The sequence below is a fragment of the Mycoplasmopsis iners ATCC 19705 genome (genome assembly GCF_000701805.1).
Lineage (GTDB): Bacteria > Bacillota_I > Bacilli_A > Mycoplasmatales > Metamycoplasmataceae > Mycoplasmopsis > Mycoplasmopsis iners.
Map to the genome: position 1 here is coordinate 34,143 of NZ_JNJW01000001.1, position 18,216 is coordinate 52,358.

Below are 18,216 nucleotides of genomic sequence, written 5' to 3' on the forward strand. Positions count from 1 at the left end.
TTATTTAACATAATCATCATCAATAAACTTTGTTTGTATCTTGTTGTTATGTTTCTTTTTTTCTAATTTATCAGCTGTAAACACTAATTCTTGCATATTTGTTGAATTTATTTTTTTAATTAATTGTTTAACTGTTTTTTCTTGTTCGCTTTCCGCCTTTTCTATAATTGCTTCGCCATTTTTAGTAAAAAGAGGCAGTTGAGTACCAACTATAGAAACAGGTTTTACGTTCATCAATTTTACTCCGATTCCTCTTAAAACATTGCCTTTTCAAGTTTTATCAAACAATTCTCTAATTTTGCTTCATATATATGAAAATTCATTTGAATAAATTGGCATTTTATGTTGCTTACCTGTTCATTTTCTGTCTATATCACGAATATTAATATAAATTACATTACCTACTAAATCACGATTACTTGCCTTGAAACACACTTTTTTGGTTAAAGATTTTAAAATCTCTAGCAAATGATCATAATCATCTATATCATTTGACATAAAGGTTAAGTCAGTGCCAATACTTTTTAAATGATTGTGTTCAATAACTATTTCATCAGAACCATAACCCCTTGCTTCATCTACTAAGATTTTAGTTCGTGATTTAAAAATATCATAAAGTCTTAATTCGTAAGGATCAGATTTAGCTAAATCACCTATTTTATTTATATTTAGGGCACGAAGCTTTGGTATTGTATTATTGCCAATTCCGAAGAATTCTTCAATATCTAAAGGTCAAATTTCATCTTTCATTAAAAAATAATCAATAAATTTTATGCCAAAAGGTTTACCTAAATTAGTAGCCATTTTAGCTAAAAATTTGTTATATGAAATTCCAATAGTAATTGGTATTTTAAATTTATTTAATATTTCTTTTTGAATTTTTTGAGCTAATTTTACAGGGTTAGTATCTACAACTAATTTAGTCATGTCGATTCAACATTCATCAATTGAATAAATTTCAATAAATCTTGAATATTTTTTAGATAAATAATCAAAAATTTTGTTGGAAATTGACACATATAATTCAAAGTTAGGTTCAACAATAATTGTTTTAGGTTCAATTTCAAAAATTTTGTAATTTGGTCAACCTGTTTTTGCGCCTTTATTTTTCAATTCATAGCTAATTGATGAAGCAATTGATCTTTTTAAATTTCTGCCAATTGCAACGGGCTTGCCAATTAGTGAAGGATCAACTGAACGATGGGCACTAACAAAATATGAATCAAAATCAATGTGAAAAATAGTTTTATTAAACATTTTTTAAAGCCTTTTTGAGATTATTGAATTTAGTATTAGTAATCAAATAATCTAAATCAATATCTTCACCAAACCTATCTAAATCATAATCAAGTAGTAATGCCGTTCCACACTTTAAAACATAGTTATTAGGAATGTATTTTAAGACATCATTAATAACTTTTAAATGTTCTTTTTGGTTATTAGTTAGTTTCATATTTCTAAATACTCCTTACACTTATGACAATTACAAATCTTTAAATATGAATGAATAATATTTTTTTGTTTATTTGAAAATGAAAATTCATAAAGCATGTCGAATTGGTTAGTCTTTAAAAATCGATGTCATAAATCAAACACTACTCTTGGATATGAAGCAACATAAATGGTTTTTTCAGTATCAAAAATTTTGATAGTTCTTTTAAGTATCCCTTTAAAACCTAAATGAGAATTATAAGAATATGTTGGCAACTCTTGATTTTGATTAAAAGAATAAAAATGGTTAATAAAATGTCAATCACCACCCCAATTTTCCTTATCAAGTTGTAAGTTTAAACTTTGTCATCCTGATAAATAATTTTTTTTAGTGGTCTTGGGAACATTTTTAGGATAAATAGTTTTATTTAACATTTTTTAAAGCGTTTTTTAATGGTCTAACAAGCATTAAGCAACAATTCACTCTATTGTAATGTGTTTTAACATTATCAAAAACCATTAATTCTTCTAAAAGTTCTTGTTCTTCATTACTCAATGCTTCTTCGCCTAAAATCAATTTTTCATAAACATCTATGAAATTGAGTGTTTCGTTAATTTCTTTATCATTAATCTTGCCACATAAAATGTCTGTTGAAGCCAAAAAGAAAGCGCAACCATTGCCAGCAAATCTTAAGTTTTTTATTTTCTTATCAACTATTTCATAAGTAAAGTTTAAATAATCTGAACATGATTCACCAAACTTTTCAATGTGTTTTTCATCCACAGATAATGTTTTGTATTGTGGATTTGTATAGTGCTTCATAATTATTTGTCTTTTTTGATCTGGGTTATATAACAAGGAAATCACCTCCTTCTTTTAATGCTTCAATTAGCCTATCGCAATCTGCTTTATTATTATATATTCCTAAAGAAGCTCTGATATATGAACCTTCAGGTTTGATATTAGATAAATATTTAGCACAAAAGATTCCTGAACGAACATAGATATTTTGTGTTCCTAAATAATGCGCAACATCTTGAGCAGGAACATTATTGATGTTAAATAAAATAATATGATTATCACGGTTATTATAAAGAGTAACATTCGGCAATTCAGCCAGCTTATCTCATAAATAATGTGTTAAGTCTAATAAAATTTCTTTAGTTTTAGCATAACCTACATTTTTGTTAAATCAATCTAAAGATTTATTGAACATATGAATAGCAGCTAAATTAGGTGTGCCAGGCTCAAAAATAGCATCGCTATTTTTTAATTCCAATGAGCAATCAAGGCTTATCCTATCAACTGTTCCACCACCTATGAAAACTGGCTTAATAAGCTTATTGATCTTTTCATTAAATGCTAAAATTCCAAAACCTGTTGGACCATAAAGTTTATTAGCACTAAAAGCTATTACATCACAATTAGCAAAAGACACTTGTTCAGAAATAATGGCTTGAGCAGCATCATTGATTACCAAAGCACCTATTTCATTGGCTTTTTGGTAAATATTGTTTAAATCAATTTGTTGGTCAAAAGAGTTTGTTATTTGCGATAGAGCAATAATTTTTACTTTTTCATCCAAAGCAGAAACAATATCTTCACTAAAAATTATTGTTGCTCCTTGTTCATTAGCAATTTTGATTCATGGACCAATATTTGAAGAGTGGTTATAAGCAGACAATACAATTTTGTCGCCAGATTTAATATTATCTTTGAGCATTAAAGCAATTTTATTTAAAGAATCAGTTGTTCCAGAAGTAAAAACAATATGTTCATTTTGGGCCAATAATAAGTCTTTTACCTTTGCTTTTAATTCATTTATTGCCATTAAATTCTTAATGCCAATTTCTGTTTCGCTAGTTCTTGTGCTTACTGCATATTTAGTGTAAAAATCCATTTCAGCTTCTAATGCATCGGTGGGCTTTTGTGCCATTGCTGAATTATCTAAAAAAGTGATTTTTTCTAATAAAGGAAAAAAAGTTCTAATTGAATTCATAATACACATATTTTAAATTATTTAAGTTATTTTTGTTTGTTTAATAAGGCAAAATAAAAGGTTTTTAAACAATTTAATTTATTAATAATAAAATGTTGCGCAATTTTAGCAATATGTTGTATAACTATCATATTAACCGAAATTTTAATTAATAAAAGATTGGCTTTATCTAAAACTAAGTCAAAAATGCTTAAAAAATATCTTTTATTTTTTGGCTTATATATTATAATAGTAAAGCAATTTTAAACATTAAAAACTAACAAGGAGGAAGTATGAGACAAACAACAATTATCAACCGTGAAAACGCAAACAAAAAATGATATGTTGTAGATGCTGAAGGTCAAGTATTAGGACGTTTAGCTGCTTTCGTTGCTTCTGTATTAAGAGGAAAAACTAAACCAACATTCACTCCAAATGCAGATATGGGTGACAATGTAATTATTATTAATGCTGAAAAAGTAGTTTTAACTGCTAACAAAGAAGAAGATAAAATGTACTACCACCACTCAGGATACCCAGGTGGATTGAAAAGCATTAATGCAGCTAAATTAAGAGTTAAAAAACCTACTGCATTAGTTGAAAAAGCTGTTTATGGTATGCTTCCTCATACAAAATTAGGCAACAAACAACGTAAGAATTTATTTGTTTACGTAGGTACAAATCACAAACATGAAGCACAACAACCAGAAAGTTTAGAGGTAAGATAATATGACAAACATTATTGAATACCGTGGATTAGGTCGTCGTAAATCTTCAACAGCACGTGTTATCCTTAGAAAAGGAAATGGTAAATTTACTATTAACCACCGTGATGCTAAAGATTACTTAACATCAGACTTATATATTCAAGATGCTGAACAACCATTAGTATTAACAGAAACAAAAGGTACTTTTGACATTATTGTTAATGTTAGAGGTGGTGGTTTAAGTGGTCAAGCAGGCGCAATTCGTTTAGGTATTGCTCGTGCATTATTATTAGCTAGTGATTCATACCGTGCTAAACTAAAACCAGAAGGCATGTTAACAAGAGATGCACGTGTTAAAGAACGTAAAAAACCAGGTCTTAACGCTGCTCGTCGTGCTCGTCAATTCTCAAAACGTTAGTTTTTATTAAAAAAATAAATAATATCTATGGATTTTATGATAAAATTCATAGTATATGCGAGCGTAGCTCAGCTGGTTAGAGCACACGACTGATAATCGTGAGGTCGATGGTTCAAGTCCATTCGTTCGCACCATTTCAAGAAATTGACCAAACTGCCTATTTGGCAGTTTTTTTATCAAATTTTATTTAATTAGTTAGCAGGCTGTTTTTAGCTAAAAATAACATTTTTTTAAAAATAATCAAGCCTATGAATTTTTAAAATAAAATTAGATAGACAAACTAGGAGAGAAAGATGAATAATAATTTCGTTAAATTATTGAGCGAAAGATTTAAACAAAATATGCATAGGCATAATGATGTTAAATGGGAAAAAATTGAAAGCATTTTAAAGAAAAATGAAACATTGATTTTTAAACTAGAACAAATGGAAAATGAAGGTGGCGAAATCGATGTTATTCAATGTTTAGACAAACTTTATTATGTTGATTTTGTGGCAGAAGCTCCAAAAAGTAGAAGAAGCTTTTGTTATGACAAAGAAGCTAGAATAAATCGTAAAAATTTTCCACCAAGCAATTCAGCAATAGAATGATGTAGAAAAAATGGAGTTGAACTAGTTGATGAAAATTTATATAGGCAAATGCAAAAAGTTGAAGATTTAGACTTAAAAACATCTGTTTGACTAAAAACTCCAAATGAAATCCGTGAAAAAGGCGGAGCGATTTTTGGTGATAAAAGGTATGGCGCTACATTTATTTATCATAATGGAGCCGATTCTTATTATTCATCAAGAGGTTTTCGTACATGCTTATTAATTGAGAAAGAGGATAGAAATGTATAACAAAGATGACCAAATAAAAAAAGAATATCAAGCTATATTAAATAATTTACTTGATGTTTCGCCCAATGATTCAGCAGTTTTTACTAACTTAAATAGCAAATTTAATTTTGACTGTCTGCAATATTTTGATGAAGATTTATACAATAAAATAATTTATCAAAATGACTTTGAAATACCTCTTTTGGAAAAATATTCACAAAAAATGATAGAACAAATTAAATTAATTGAGACTCCTGAACAATTAATTGAATATTTATTAAACAATAACTTTGAATTAAGCGATAATCGCCAAGGTCAAATTGAAAAACATTTTTTTGTTCAAAAAGAAAGAATTATCAGTGAGTTAAAAGCTAAGTTCCAAAAACAAATAACTGATTGAAAACTTTTTGCTAACAGAGCAGTGGAGATTTATGAACAATCAAGTACATGACCATTACATTTAGGTTTTGTTTTTGTTAAAGTATCAATTGAAGGTAAGCCAATTTATTCGCCATTATTTCTAAAAGAAGTTGATTTAGTTTTTAAAAATGGTCGTGCATATCTTAAATCAAGTAGTGGAATCAAGCTCAATGAAAAATTATTATTCATTTTACAACAAGCTAAATTTGATTTAACTATACATAGCGATATTAGTGAATGAACAATTAGCAATTTAATTGATTATTTAAATGTTGAATGAAAAGATTTATATAACTTTAACATCAAATTAGTTGATTATTGCCAAAAATTAAAGCCAGAAACAATAGTTAATCGGGATTTAGAATTTTCAAGTGGTATAGTATTAGGACTTTATCAACCATCTGGAGGTTATGTCCGTAATCGTATGCTTGATATTATTAATAAGGGCGAATTAGAAAGCATTTTAGAAGTTGAATTTAATAAAAATAAATATGTTGAAAGAATAGACAAGGTTTTATTTAATCCAGAAAGCGAAATTTTTAAAATTACACCAACTAATTATTCGCAAGATAGAGCTATTATTAGCGCAATGAATCAAAACACAATTATTTGGGGTCCACCAGGAACAGGTAAAAGTCAAACAATTGTTAATATATTAACCAATATTTTGGTTTATCAAAAAACCGCTCTTGTGTGTTCAGAGAAAAAAGCAGCCTTAGATGTTATTAAAGATAGAATGCAAGGCTTGAGCGATTTTTGTCTTTTCTTAGTTTTATCAAGAAATATTAAAAGAAAGAGCTTTTATGAACCAATTAAAAAATATTTGAACTATTTACAAAATTTTGATTTAAATAATAAAATTTTGCCAACTCCAACAACTATTATTACCAAGCAAGAAATTGATTTTGTTGAACAGTTAGCTCAATTTCAAAATGATCCTAAATTTGATTATTATGCCTATTTGATAGCTAAATTAGATAATAAATTTAGCAAAATTGATCAAGAACTTTGAGATTATTTAATTCAAATTAGAGACTATAAATGAATATTTGCAAACAATTTTGCTGTTAAAAATGAAAAGGCATATATCTCAGCTTTATTAAAAGAAAATAAAGTCAAATTCAAAATCTTTAATAAATTAAATCGCTCAATCAAAAAACACGGAGCAACTGCATATAATAAATTAAAAGATTTAAATTGAGATATAAATGAAGTTTTAGAAATAATGCATGAAGCCGAAAGCGATGATTTACAAAAAATTCAACAATTAATTAGCATTCTGCCAATTAACGATTCAAAAGAAATCAGCGAAGAGGATAAATTAAAACATTTCATTGCTTGAAGAATTAATCAAAAAATTGAAAAATTATCACCTGAATTACAAGAAATGTTGCGTCATTTTACAATCGCAGCTAACACTGGTAAAATTGAGCCATTTAAATTTGTTAAACAATTTGCCCCAATTATTAAAGTGCTTTATCCAATTATTATCGCTAACCCGGAAACTGATTTATCACCTTGAGAAAAACAAGAATTTGATTATGTAATTTTGGATGAATCTAGTCAAATTTTCATTGAAAAAGGTCTTCCTTTGCTTTATTTAGGTAAAAGAAAAATTTTAGCGGGCGATGATCAACAAATGAAACCATCAAATTGATTTGGTATTAGATATACTGATGAAGATACAATTTATGGAACTGTTGAATCATTGCTTGATTATGCTAAAAGTTTAGGAGTTCATACTATTTTGTTAGATAAAAACTATCGTTCTAATTATGCTGCTTTAATGACTTTTAGTTCAAAAAACTTCTATAACAGTAGCCTTGATGTAATTGATGCTTTTAAAATCAACAAAAATGAGCCAATTGAAGTTTATGACATTAATGGTGTTTGAGAAAACAACACTAACTTGAGTGAAGTTAAATTGGCAATTGAACAATTACAATTGAATTTGTCGATCTATGACAAAATTATTTTGCTTTGTTTTAATAAAAAACAACAAGAATACATTCAAAACGAAATATTAAATAATCATCCTGATTTAGAAAAAGCATTATTGAACAATAATTTATTAATCAGAAATATAGAAAACATTCAAGGTGATGAAGCTGATTTAGTTATCGCGACTATTGGTTATGATGCTAACGCCACAATTCATGCTACTTATGTAGGGCGTCCTGGTGGAAGAAACGCACTTAATGTAGCAATTAGTAGAGCTAAAGATAAATTAATAGTAATTAAATCGCTTAAATCAAGCGATATTCAGTTGAATTCTTTTGAAAATGAAGATGTTTTAACTTTCAAAAAATGACTAGAATTTTTAGAACTTTCTCCTGAAGAAAGAAAAGCTTATATTACAACTGAAAAAGCTGAAAAAAGCCTCGATTTAGAGCAAAAAAGTAATTTTTACAATGATGTTAAGGAACACTTAACCATTGAATTGGCCAAGTATCCGCACTTAAAATTAGTTGAAAACCAAACTATTGGAACAATTAATATTAGCTTTGCTATTATGAATCAAGATAATCTGGAAATTGGTTTTGTAATTGATGATTTAAATTACCAAAATGCAGGAGATTATTTGAAATTCAATGATATTGTGAAATTTATTAAGGCTAAAAAATATCGTATTTACAACTTGAATAGGATTGCTTGAGAAAAAGAAAAAGACGCAATTTTTGAATTTATTAAAAATTTAGACACTGAAATAGATAATTATATTTCAGATGAAACAATTGAATTAATTTATCAAAATCAAGAAAGCGAAAAAACTTTAGAAATTGATTATGTAAATTATCCACAATTAAACGCTTTAGAAAGTTTAAACAAAAATTCTGATGCTAATGAAGAAGTAAAAAAATCAGAAATAGTTAAATTATAAACAAGGTGATTATTTGCCTTGTTTTTTTATCGGCTTATTATAGCCTAAAAATTTTAATTAGCCTTAAATTAGCCCAAAAATGTTGGATTAAAATAAATTAAATGCCCAATTTACAAAAAAATTTCAAAAAATGTTGAATCTTTTTTATGCTTTTGTTATTGATTAATTAAAAAAAAGTATAATTTTTAAGGTTTTAAACCATATTAATTTATTTGAAATGATTAAGTTTTGATTTGAATAATCAAAATCTAAAAAGGAAATTATGAAAAAAATTATTGTTGTTGGTATGGGTAATGTAGGCACAATATTTGTGAATATTGCTATTGCTCGTGGTATGCAAGCTGAATGAATCTTTGTTGACAAAAACGAAGAAATTTGTCAAGCTCATGCTCATGATTTTCAAGACATGATAGCATTAATGCCTAGAAATAACTCAAAATTTTCTGCTGGTACTTTAGCTGATGCTAAAGATGCTGACATAGTTGTTATTACTGCTTCAATTCCAGCTGGAAAAGATTTAAGCGATCGTTTAGCATTAGCAGGTGCTAATTCTAAATTAATGAAATCATTTGCGGACCAATTATTAGCTGCAAAATTTAAAGGCACTGTAATTGTTGCTGCTAACCCTTGTGATGTTATGGCTTCTGTTTTTGTTTATGCAGGTAATATGCCATATAAAAAAGTTATTTCAACTGGTACTTTATTAGATTCAGCAAGATTTAAGAAATTTATTGCTGAAAAATTTGAAATATCACCAGATTCTATTCAAGGTTCAGTTTTAGGAGAACACGGAGCAAGTGCTATTCCAATGTGATCTTCAGTTAAAATTGGTGAATCAAGTATTAAAGATTTATTAAAAAGCAAGAAAATTACCAAAGAAGATCTTGATTTAATAATGAAAAAAACCATTGATGAAGCCTTTTACATTTATTCACGTAAGGGTAACACTCAATTCGGTATTGGTACATCAATTTATGAAATTACAGATGCAATTTTAAATAACAAAAGATTAGTTATGAACCTAGGTGTTAAATTACCTAAAGGCTATAAAAATGCAGGAATTTATACCTCAATACCTGTAATTTTAGGTGAAAATGGTTATGAATATCTACCATTCAAACCATCATTTACTAAAGAAGAAAAAGAAATGTTTGAACAATCAACTTCACACATGGCAAAAGTTCACACTGAAACTTTAGCAACCATAGGTGTTGATGTTAAATTTGATTAATAAACTAAAAAGCCATAAAAAGGAAAATTTTTATGGCTTTTTTTGATTTTTTGTATTTAATATTAAATTATCTTTTTGCAAAAGTGTTGAATTATCATTAAAAGCAATAACTTTTCAAATATAATTACCATATGCCAGAAATGCCAGAAGTTATTACAGTTGTTAAAGGTCTAAACGATAAAGTGGCCGGTAAACAAATTGAAAATATTGAACTTTTTCATGAAAAGATGCTTAAAAATGCTTCGCCAGAAGAATTTAAGAATTTTTTAATAGGCGAAACAATTTTAAGTATTTCAAATTTAGGTAAATATATTATTTTCAATTTAACTAATGATAAATTTTTAGTTAGCCATTTAAGAATGACCGGTAAATACAACACATATAAAAAGAGAAGAAGTTTAGAACCACATGATTATGTGGTATTTAGTTTTACAGATCAAAGTTGTTTATACTATAACGATGCTCGTCAATTTGGTACTTTTGATATTAAAACTAAAGAAACATTATTGACAACTTTACCACTTAGTAAGTTGGCAAAAATTCCTAGCGAAATTGATATTGATGCCTTATATGACCAAATTAAAAATAGAAGAATTACAGTCAAAGCCTTTTTATTGGATCAAACATTAATATTAGGTGTTGGCAACATTTATGCAAATGAAGCTTTATGAAATACTAAAATCCATCCAGAAACTAAAATTTGCAATTTAACAAAAAGCAAAATAAATGAATTAGTTAAAAAAGCCGGTGAAATTATGGATTTGGCTATAAAACAGGGCGGTTCGTCAATTCAATCATATACATCTGTGGATGGCGTTAAGGGTAATTTTCAAAATTTTCTCAAAGTTCACATGAGAGAAAATGAACCTTGTGCAAGATGCCAAAGCCGAATTGTGAAAATTTTTGTTAATCAAAGGGGAACTTATTTATGCCCAAATTGCCAAAAAATATAGATTATTCAGATATAAAAGAAATTGACTTACATGGAATGAATCAAGAACAAGCAGTTGCGGCTATTGAAACTGCTTTATTGAGTGCTCAAAATCAAAAAAACTTAAAAATGACTATTATCACTGGCAAAGGAACTGGAGCTTTAAAAACAGTTTTAGAAGAGGCGCTTAAACAACATAATTTAACATATTCAACAAGTAATAATGGTGGAATGTATGAAATTCAATTTTCCCAAAATGGCTATAAAATTGATGATTTCAACATTAATGAGCTCTATGAATTTTATGAAAACTTTAATAATTCAACTAATGGTGATGAATTAATTGAAGAATGATTTGAGAATAGCAATTAAAAAAAGAACTTTTCAGTTCTTTTTATTTTTCTTGAATTATTTCAATAGCTGGTAAAGGTTCGCCTTTAATAAATTCTAATGTTGCACCACCACCGGTTGAAACATGGCTAAATAAGTTTTCTAAGTTTTCTTTTTCAACTAATGCAGCACTATCGCCACCACCAACAACAGTAAATGCGCCTTTGATTTCGCCAATAGCTTTTGCTAAGCCCATTGTTCCTTGTTTAAAGTTTTCAAATTCAATAACACCAGCAGGACCATTTCAAACCACTGTTTTAGCTTTTGATAAAGCTTTTCTGAATTTTTCAACAGTACTTGGACCAATGTCAAGTGACATTTTGTCTTTTGGTATATTAACTTCGTAAATTGTTGGTTCAACATCAGCAAATTCATCAACTACTTTAAAGTCCATTGGTAAGAAGATTTTTTCTTCTCCGTGTTTTGCTAAGAATTCTTTAGCAAATTCAAGGTTTTCAACATCAACAAGCGACTTACCAACTTCTCTACCTCTAGCAATTTCAAATGTGTAAGCCATCCCACCAACTAAGAAAAGACGATCCACTTGGTCAACAAGTTTGTTTAAAACTTGAATTTTGTCAGAAACTTTGCTTCCACCAACAATAGCCATGTATGGACGTTTTGGATTATTTATTAATTTTGACAATTGATTTAATTCATTTTGAATTAAATAACCAATTGCTGTCTCTTTTGCATATTTAGCAATTCCATAAGTTGATGCGTGTTTTCTGTGTGATGTACCAAATGCATCGTTAATAAACACATCAGCTAATGAAGCTCAATATTGTGCCAATTCATCACTATTTTTGCTTTCAGCTTTATCATTTAAGTCTTCATAACGGGTGTTTTGAACTAAAATGATTTCGCCTTTTTTCATTTCAGCAATTGCGCTTTCTAAATGAGAACCCCTTGTTTCATCAACAAAAACAACGTTTTTACCTAAAAGTCTTGAAAGTTCAATAGCAACAGGGAAAAGTGAATTTGCTTTTAAATCTTCTTCGCTCTTAATTCTTCCCAAATGTGAAAGTAAAATTAATTTTCCACCTTCGTGTACCACTTTTCTAATTGATGGCAATGAAGAAAGAATTCTTTTGTTTGACATAATTACACCATTTTCAATTGGTACATTCAAGTCAACTCTCATTATGACTTTTTTACCATTTAAAACTAAGTCATCGATAGTTTTTTTCATAATTTACTCCTTTTCAATTTTTATAATCATAATTATATAGTTTTTATTATTTTTTCTTGTAATGGAATTAAAGAAAATAAACTTTAATAAAATAGCCTAGAAGGACTATTTTATAGACTTTTTAATTAATCTATTTTGGCACTAATAAGCTCATAAAAGCTTTCAGGCTTCAAACTTGCTCCGCCAACTAAGAAACCGTCAATAGCACTTTGTGAACCCAATTCATGAATGTTGTCTTTATTTACACTTCCACCATACAACACTTTACATTTGTTGTTAGTTAATTGCTTAATAAATTCACAAATTTCATTAGCTTCTTCAGGTTTAGCTGCTTTGTTACCGATTGCTCAAATCGGTTCATAAGAAATCATAATTTGTGAATAATCCAAGTATTTAACTGATTCATTTATTTGTTTTTCGATTACTTGTTTTGTTTGCTTGTTGTTATATTCATCTATGTTTTCGCCGACACAAATTATTGGAATCATGTTAGCATTTAAAACATTTTGGGCTTTTTTATTGACTATTTCGCAAGTTTCATTGTGGAATCTTCTTCTTTCAGAGTGCCCAACAATAACATATTCTGTGTCTAAGTTGGCTAACATTTCAGCAGAAACATCGCCTGTATGAGCGCCATTACTAAATTCAGAAACATCTTGTGCACCAATTGCAATTTCTGGAATTTTAAAAGCTTTAAAGGCACTAATTGATGTTAAAGGAGGAGCGATAACTACTTCATTTTCGATTTTTGTTCCCTTTTTAATCAATTTGCTTATGTCATATAAAAACTCTAATGTCTGGTGAAAATCTTTATTGGTTTTTCAGTTTGCCATAATAAATAATTTTTTCATTTTTACCTACCTATCATTTGTAAAAAGTCTTGCTCATTGATAATTTTTACATTTAATTTTTTAGCTTTTTCCAATTTTGAACCAGCGTCTTCACCTAAAAGTAAGAAAGAAGTTTTAGAACTTATAGAAGAAGCTACTTTACCGCCATTTTTTTCAATTAAGTCTTGATAATGATCGCGTGGATTATTTAATTTACCAGTTATTACAAAAATTAAATCTTTTAATTTGTCAGATTCGGCTGTTTTATTAGTATTTTGGTAAATCATTTCTTGATCAAGTCGTTGTAACAATTCTCAGTTATCAGGATTTTTTAAGTATGAAGAAACAGATTCAATAATTTTTGGGCCAATATTCATAATGCCACTAACTTTAGTTAAGTTTGAATCGTTTATTAATTCGGCAAAATTAGCATAGTATTCTGAGAAAATTTTTGCTGCTCTTTCGCCTAAGTGATTGACTCCGATGGCAAACATTACCTTAGCAAAATTAGCGTTTTTAGCTTTTTTAATATTATTTAATAAATTATTAACTTTTAATTCACCATATCTAGGCAATGCTAAAATTTTATCTTTATGGTTTTTTAATTCAAAAATATCAGAAATTTTTGTTAGTAAACCTATTTTATAAAGATCTTTAACTGTGCTTTCACCTAAGCCCACAATATTCATTGATTTACGCGAAGCAAAGTGAATTATTGAATTCATAATGATATCAGGACACTTTTTGTTTATACAGAATTGATCAATATTGCCTTCAAATTCAACAAGTTTCATTCCACATGAAGGACAATTTAAGACTTTTTGGTAATTTGTGTTTTCTTTTTGATCCAAGTTATCAATAATTTTAGGAATTATTTCACCAGCTTTAACAATAACAACATTATCGCCAATGTCTATTTTTAAATTTTCAATGAAATTATAATTATGTAAAGTTGCATTTTGTACAGTAGTTTGATTCAATTCAACCGGTGCTAGGTTTGCCACATAAGTTATTTTGCCTGTTCTACCAACAGTTGCTTTAATACCGAGAATTGTGCTTGAAGCTTTTTCAACTTCATATTTGAAAGCGATTGAATGTTTAGGGAACTTAGCTGTTCTACCTAATTTATCTCAGTAAGTTAAATTATTTAATTTAATGACTAAACCATCTGCATCATAATTAAAAGTGTTTTTTAATTCGGCAAAATTTTCAATTGCTTCGGCTAATTCTTCGATTTCAACAAATTTGGAATATGGATTAGTTGGTAAATTTAATTTTTTTAAAAATTCCAAAGCGTCTTTTTGATAGGTGATTTGGTATTTTTCAGGTTCGACAATTTCATACAAATAAGCTTCTAAACCTCTTGCTTCAACAATATTACTATCAAGTTGTCTTAAAGTACCACTAGCTGCATTACGCGGATTAGCGAAGGTTTTTTCGCCTTTAGCTGCTAATTTGGCATTCAATTGTTGAAATCTATCTTTTGGCATAAAAACTTCACCGCGAACTTCGATTTTATCTTGAAAGTCGAGAACCTGAGGTATGCTTTTAATAGCACGAATGTTATCAGTTACATCTTCTCCTTCTAAGCCATCTCCCCTAGTAACAGCTTGTTTTAGATAACCGTTTTCATAATGAAGCGAAATTGACAAACCATCAATTTTTGGTTCAATACTAAAATTTATTTCTTCAATCGGAATGAATTTTTCTAAATTATCAATATACTTTTCAATTTCATCATAACTATATGCTTTGCTCAAAGACAACATTGGTTTTTGATGAACAACTTTTTTAAACTTATTATCAACATAAGCACCCAAAACTTGTGTTGGGCTATTAGGCGAAATGTATTCTGGATATTTTTCTTCCAACTTTTCTAATTCTAGTAATGCTTTATCATAAATTTCATCACTTACTGAAGGGTCATTATCAACAAAATATTCTTTGTTTCACTTGTTTATTTTGTTAACTAAATCATTTATTTGTTTTTTAATTTCTAATAAATTTTGCTTCATTAACGACTCCTTTCATAAGTTGTCTATATTATTAATAATAATATATTTTATATAGTTTAAGTAATTATGAACAGAATATGAAAAATTAATCCAAAAGTTCAATTAATTAATATTTAATTATAGAAAAAAGCGGCTCCCCAGCCGCTTTTAATTATTATTAAATTATTATTTTCGCTATTCAAATGAGTACAAATTGGCAAACCCGAACGTCTATGACGCAACCAATTTGTATTTATGCTATAAATATAAGATTGGTTTTTAAAAAAAATTTAAAAGAGAGAAAGATTGAATAGTAATTGCGTTATTGCCTTAATTTGTTTAAATTTATCAATAAAACATATTCGAAAATAAAATATAAACAAAATAATAACTTTATAAACTCAAATAATATAAATTATGTAAAATAAATTTACATAGGATTTGACTAACAAATCCAAATTAATTATAAGAGAAAAAGCCTTTTTTATTTAATTAATAATTTAAAATCTTAAAATTTTAAATAAAAGCATAAAAAAGCATTTTTTTAGCATTTAAAAGGAGAAAAATGAAGAAATTTGGCAAATTAGTATTAATCAATGGTGCTTTTATACCAGTATTATCAACTGTAATGGCGGCTTCATGTAATAGCACAGATACAAAAGCAAAAAATATCGTTAATTTACAATTGATAGCAGGGATAGATCAATATAATCAGCTTTTAACCAATATTAAAAATAATTTCACTTACAATGAAAGTGAATTTGGTAACAAAACTTATTCACCTTATGCAAATTCACAAAATAAACAAAAGTTATTAAGTATTCCGCAACAACTAAGTATGTTTTTAACACAAGAAGAAGTTTATGGTGAAAGAATCTTAGGTAGCAATCAAGAAACTAACTTTAATTTATTAGAAAAATTAAATGAATTTAATTCTGGCGAATTTAAACATTATTTTGCCAATCAAAATTTAATTAAGAAAAATGGCTTAATTATAGGCGTTTTGGATGAATTAAATGTAGTTGCCGTAGATTTAATTGCTCAATTATTTACTAATTCTGTTAATCTTAAAAAATTCTTGAATCCTAATTCTTCAGCTTTTAGCTACTTATTAAGTGCTAAAGAAACAGTGGAAAAAGGCAACTTGCTCGAATCGAGCAAATGAATGGAAAAATTTCAACACGACTTTGAATTTATATCCAATTCATTAGCCAATTTAGCGCCATCATTATGAGCAGAACATCACCACGAAGAACATGAAAATGGCAACGGAGAACATGAACATAATCATTCACACGCGAGCGCTAATATGATGTTTATGTTTGCTCAAGTTTTTGCAAAATTAAAAGAAAATCTTAATGAAGCTTTAAATCAATTAACAACAGTAAAAAATTTAGCAACAAGCGACTTAGCAAATGATAGTGAAAATACACAATTAAGCTTATTTATAAGCAATTTAGACAAAGTAATTAATAAAGTTAGATCGCTTAATGATGATAGTCAAATTTCAGCAGCCTCATTAAAAAAATTTGCTTTAGACATTAAAAATAGTGTTAATGAAATTAAAACCAAAATGATTAATATTGCTAATTTAATCCCGTTAGTTAATGTTGAAAGCATTTTAACCAATCCGGCTTTAGCAAACGGGCATGAAGCTAACTAAAAAATAGATGCATTACGCATCTATTTTTCTAATTCTTGAATTGTTTTGGCAACCCCACCGTTCTCATAATCAACAGTAATAAAGTCAGCATATTCTTTAATACTGTCAATTGCATTGTTCATTGCGATAAAGTCAAAACCTTGCTCTTTAACGGCAATATCATTGCCTGAATCGCCGATATGAACCGCATCTTTAACATCAATGCCTAATTTTTCACAGATAAATAAATTCCCAATTCCCTTGGTTGAATTTTTATTTGTTATTTCTAAAGATAAACCTTTAGAAACCTTGTGAGTTCTTAATTCAGGAAATTCTTTTAAAATTTCATCTGACAATTTATTAGTTGTTTCAACATTTGGCAAGCCAAAAGCTAAAAAACGATTTATAGTTTGGTTCAAATTAGCCTGTGAATAAGGCACTTTTTTAAATTCTCTTACTCAAGGGCGATCTAAAGTAATCGATTCTGGATTATTAGTGTAAATCAAAGGATCGCCATTGATTGTATAGCTTAAATTCCTATTTTCTAAAAAGTTTTTTAATCTATTTGATGTGTCGTAATCAATAACATTCATTCTTAAAACATTGTTATTGTTATCAACAATAACTGCTCCATTTTGGCAAATTACGTATTTAGAATTAATTTTATTTGCTAAGCCCATTACGAATTCAGAATTAGAACGCCCTGTTGAAATAATTAAATATTTAGTTTGGTTAATTTTTTTAGCTTCTTCAATGTTTTTTTGAGAAACTGGATAAATCGGATTATCAAATTGGTCAATAAATGTACCGTCTAAATCTACAAAATATGCTTTATAATTTTTTTTCATTTCTTTATTATAATAAGCGTATGCGTTTAATTATTGAAAATTTAAAAAATAAAATAGAAAAAGATAAGAAAAAACTTAAAACATTTAATGTTTTTGACCGCTTATTGAGTATTTTAATTACTCTTTTAAACATTGGTGTAATTGCTATAGCAATTTACACATTAGTTTTACTTTTTAACCTTAGAAAAGAAGGGCAAAGCGACAGTGTTTTTTATATCATTTTTGCTTTGGTGCTTTTCATGGTAATCTCATTTTTCTTAAACGTTTTTTTAGAAATTTATAAGCAAAATACTAGACTAAATGAATATAAGAAAATTAAGAACACTCTTTATTATTTAAGTGTTAAATATAAAAATCAAATTATAAGTGCTGAAGATTTAGAGTTTTTTGTGAATATTCTTTGAGAAAAAGCGAATAGCAAAAAGAAAATTTTAATCAAAGATATTATTAAAGATCACTTAGCTAAAGGACATTAAAATGAAATTAAAAAGCATTATGGAATAT

At 27.8% G+C, this 18,216-nt stretch carries 18 protein-coding genes and 1 tRNA gene; 10 read left to right on the forward strand and 9 right to left on the reverse strand.

Features of this window, described 5'->3' with window-relative positions; all coding sequences use genetic code 4:
- Genes T395_RS0100125 through T395_RS0100145 form a run of 5 tightly spaced genes read right to left on the reverse strand, consistent with a single transcriptional unit; the run spans position 1 to position 3,431 of the window.
- Positions 1 to 1,257 (reverse strand): Y-family DNA polymerase, encoded by a 1,257-nt coding sequence (locus T395_RS0100125; protein ID WP_029512491.1) that lies wholly within the window; start codon positions 1,255 to 1,257, stop codon positions 1 to 3.
- Positions 1,250 to 1,453 carry a nucleotidyl transferase AbiEii/AbiGii toxin family protein gene (locus T395_RS0100130; protein ID WP_029512492.1) on the reverse strand — a complete coding sequence of 68 codons (204 nt, stop codon included), beginning with the start codon at positions 1,451 to 1,453 and terminating at the stop codon, positions 1,250 to 1,252. The genes T395_RS0100125 and T395_RS0100130 overlap by 8 nt, the downstream gene beginning before the upstream one ends.
- Entirely contained in the window at positions 1,444 to 1,866 is a 423-nt protein-coding gene (locus T395_RS0100135) for a hypothetical protein (RefSeq protein ID WP_029512493.1), read from the reverse strand. The genes T395_RS0100130 and T395_RS0100135 overlap by 10 nt, the downstream gene beginning before the upstream one ends.
- On the reverse strand, positions 1,856 to 2,299 hold the full coding sequence (locus T395_RS0100140; protein WP_245599316.1) for an iron-sulfur cluster assembly scaffold protein: 444 nt from the start codon (positions 2,297 to 2,299) through the stop codon (positions 1,856 to 1,858). The genes T395_RS0100135 and T395_RS0100140 overlap by 11 nt, the downstream gene beginning before the upstream one ends.
- The gene (locus tag T395_RS0100145; protein WP_029512495.1) at positions 2,280 to 3,431 is read right to left on the reverse strand and encodes an aminotransferase class V-fold PLP-dependent enzyme; all 1,152 of its coding nucleotides are present in this window, start codon (positions 3,429 to 3,431) and stop codon (positions 2,280 to 2,282) included. The genes T395_RS0100140 and T395_RS0100145 overlap by 20 nt, the downstream gene beginning before the upstream one ends.
- A 272-nt stretch (positions 3,432 to 3,703) precedes the next feature.
- On the opposite strand from T395_RS0100145, the gene rplM reads away from it, so the two are divergent.
- The 8 genes from rplM (at position 3,704) to T395_RS0100190 (ending at position 11,188) form a co-directional block, all read left to right on the forward strand.
- Positions 3,704 to 4,138 carry a 50S ribosomal protein L13 gene (gene rplM, locus T395_RS0100150; RefSeq protein ID WP_029512496.1) on the forward strand — a complete coding sequence of 145 codons (435 nt, stop codon included), beginning with the start codon at positions 3,704 to 3,706 and terminating at the stop codon, positions 4,136 to 4,138.
- A 1-nt stretch (position 4,139) separates the two neighbouring features.
- Positions 4,140 to 4,535: a 30S ribosomal protein S9 gene (gene rpsI, locus T395_RS0100155; protein WP_029512497.1), complete on the forward strand. Its 396-nt coding sequence runs from the start codon at positions 4,140 to 4,142 to the stop codon at positions 4,533 to 4,535.
- A 57-nt stretch (positions 4,536 to 4,592) separates the two neighbouring features.
- Positions 4,593 to 4,669: transfer RNA gene (locus tag T395_RS0100160), tRNA-Ile, on the forward strand.
- A gap of 159 nt (positions 4,670 to 4,828) precedes the next feature.
- Positions 4,829 to 5,374 carry a DUF4256 domain-containing protein gene (locus T395_RS0100165; RefSeq protein ID WP_029512498.1) on the forward strand — a complete coding sequence of 182 codons (546 nt, stop codon included), beginning with the start codon at positions 4,829 to 4,831 and terminating at the stop codon, positions 5,372 to 5,374.
- Positions 5,367 to 8,654, forward strand: a complete 3,288-nt coding sequence (locus T395_RS0100170) for a DEAD/DEAH box helicase (protein WP_051617739.1) — start codon at positions 5,367 to 5,369, stop codon at positions 8,652 to 8,654. Before T395_RS0100165 ends, T395_RS0100170 begins: the two co-directional genes overlap by 8 nt.
- Positions 8,655 to 8,916: 262 nt before the next feature.
- Entirely contained in the window at positions 8,917 to 9,885 is a 969-nt protein-coding gene (locus T395_RS0100175; protein WP_029512500.1) for a lactate/malate family dehydrogenase, read from the forward strand.
- Between the two features lie 131 nt (positions 9,886 to 10,016).
- Positions 10,017 to 10,838: a bifunctional DNA-formamidopyrimidine glycosylase/DNA-(apurinic or apyrimidinic site) lyase gene (gene mutM / locus T395_RS0100185; protein WP_029512501.1), complete on the forward strand. Its 822-nt coding sequence runs from the start codon at positions 10,017 to 10,019 to the stop codon at positions 10,836 to 10,838.
- Positions 10,814 to 11,188: a Smr/MutS family protein gene (locus T395_RS0100190; RefSeq protein ID WP_029512502.1), complete on the forward strand. Its 375-nt coding sequence runs from the start codon at positions 10,814 to 10,816 to the stop codon at positions 11,186 to 11,188. The genes mutM and T395_RS0100190 overlap by 25 nt, the downstream gene beginning before the upstream one ends.
- Before the next feature lie 22 nt (positions 11,189 to 11,210).
- On the opposite strand, the gene T395_RS0100195 is transcribed toward T395_RS0100190, so the two are convergent.
- The 3 genes from T395_RS0100195 to ligA all read right to left on the reverse strand — a co-directional run bounded on the left by T395_RS0100195 (position 11,211) and on the right by ligA (position 15,243).
- Positions 11,211 to 12,398, reverse strand: coding sequence for a phosphoglycerate kinase (locus T395_RS0100195; protein WP_029512503.1), 1,188 nt, complete (start codon positions 12,396 to 12,398; stop codon positions 11,211 to 11,213).
- Positions 12,399 to 12,523: 125 nt separating this feature from the next.
- Positions 12,524 to 13,249 (reverse strand): triose-phosphate isomerase, encoded by a 726-nt coding sequence (tpiA, locus tag T395_RS0100200; RefSeq protein WP_029512504.1) that lies wholly within the window; start codon positions 13,247 to 13,249, stop codon positions 12,524 to 12,526.
- A gap of 2 nt (positions 13,250 to 13,251) precedes the next feature.
- Positions 13,252 to 15,243, reverse strand: coding sequence for an NAD-dependent DNA ligase LigA (gene ligA, locus T395_RS0100205; RefSeq protein ID WP_029512505.1), 1,992 nt, complete (start codon positions 15,241 to 15,243; stop codon positions 13,252 to 13,254).
- A gap of 544 nt (positions 15,244 to 15,787) precedes the next feature.
- Here ligA and T395_RS0100210 point away from each other — a divergent pair.
- Positions 15,788 to 16,885, forward strand: a complete 1,098-nt coding sequence (locus tag T395_RS0100210; RefSeq protein ID WP_029512506.1) for an MAG5150 family histidine triad lipoprotein — start codon at positions 15,788 to 15,790, stop codon at positions 16,883 to 16,885.
- A gap of 20 nt (positions 16,886 to 16,905) precedes the next feature.
- On the opposite strand, the gene T395_RS0100215 is transcribed toward T395_RS0100210, so the two are convergent.
- Positions 16,906 to 17,712, reverse strand: a complete 807-nt coding sequence (locus T395_RS0100215) for an HAD hydrolase family protein (protein WP_029512507.1) — start codon at positions 17,710 to 17,712, stop codon at positions 16,906 to 16,908.
- A 20-nt stretch (positions 17,713 to 17,732) separates the two neighbouring features.
- Here T395_RS0100215 and T395_RS0100220 point away from each other — a divergent pair, with 20 nt between their 5' ends.
- Complete coding sequence (locus T395_RS0100220; RefSeq protein ID WP_029512508.1) at positions 17,733 to 18,188, forward strand: hypothetical protein; 456 nt, start codon at positions 17,733 to 17,735, stop codon at positions 18,186 to 18,188.
- Positions 18,189 to 18,216: the final 28 nt, after the last annotated feature.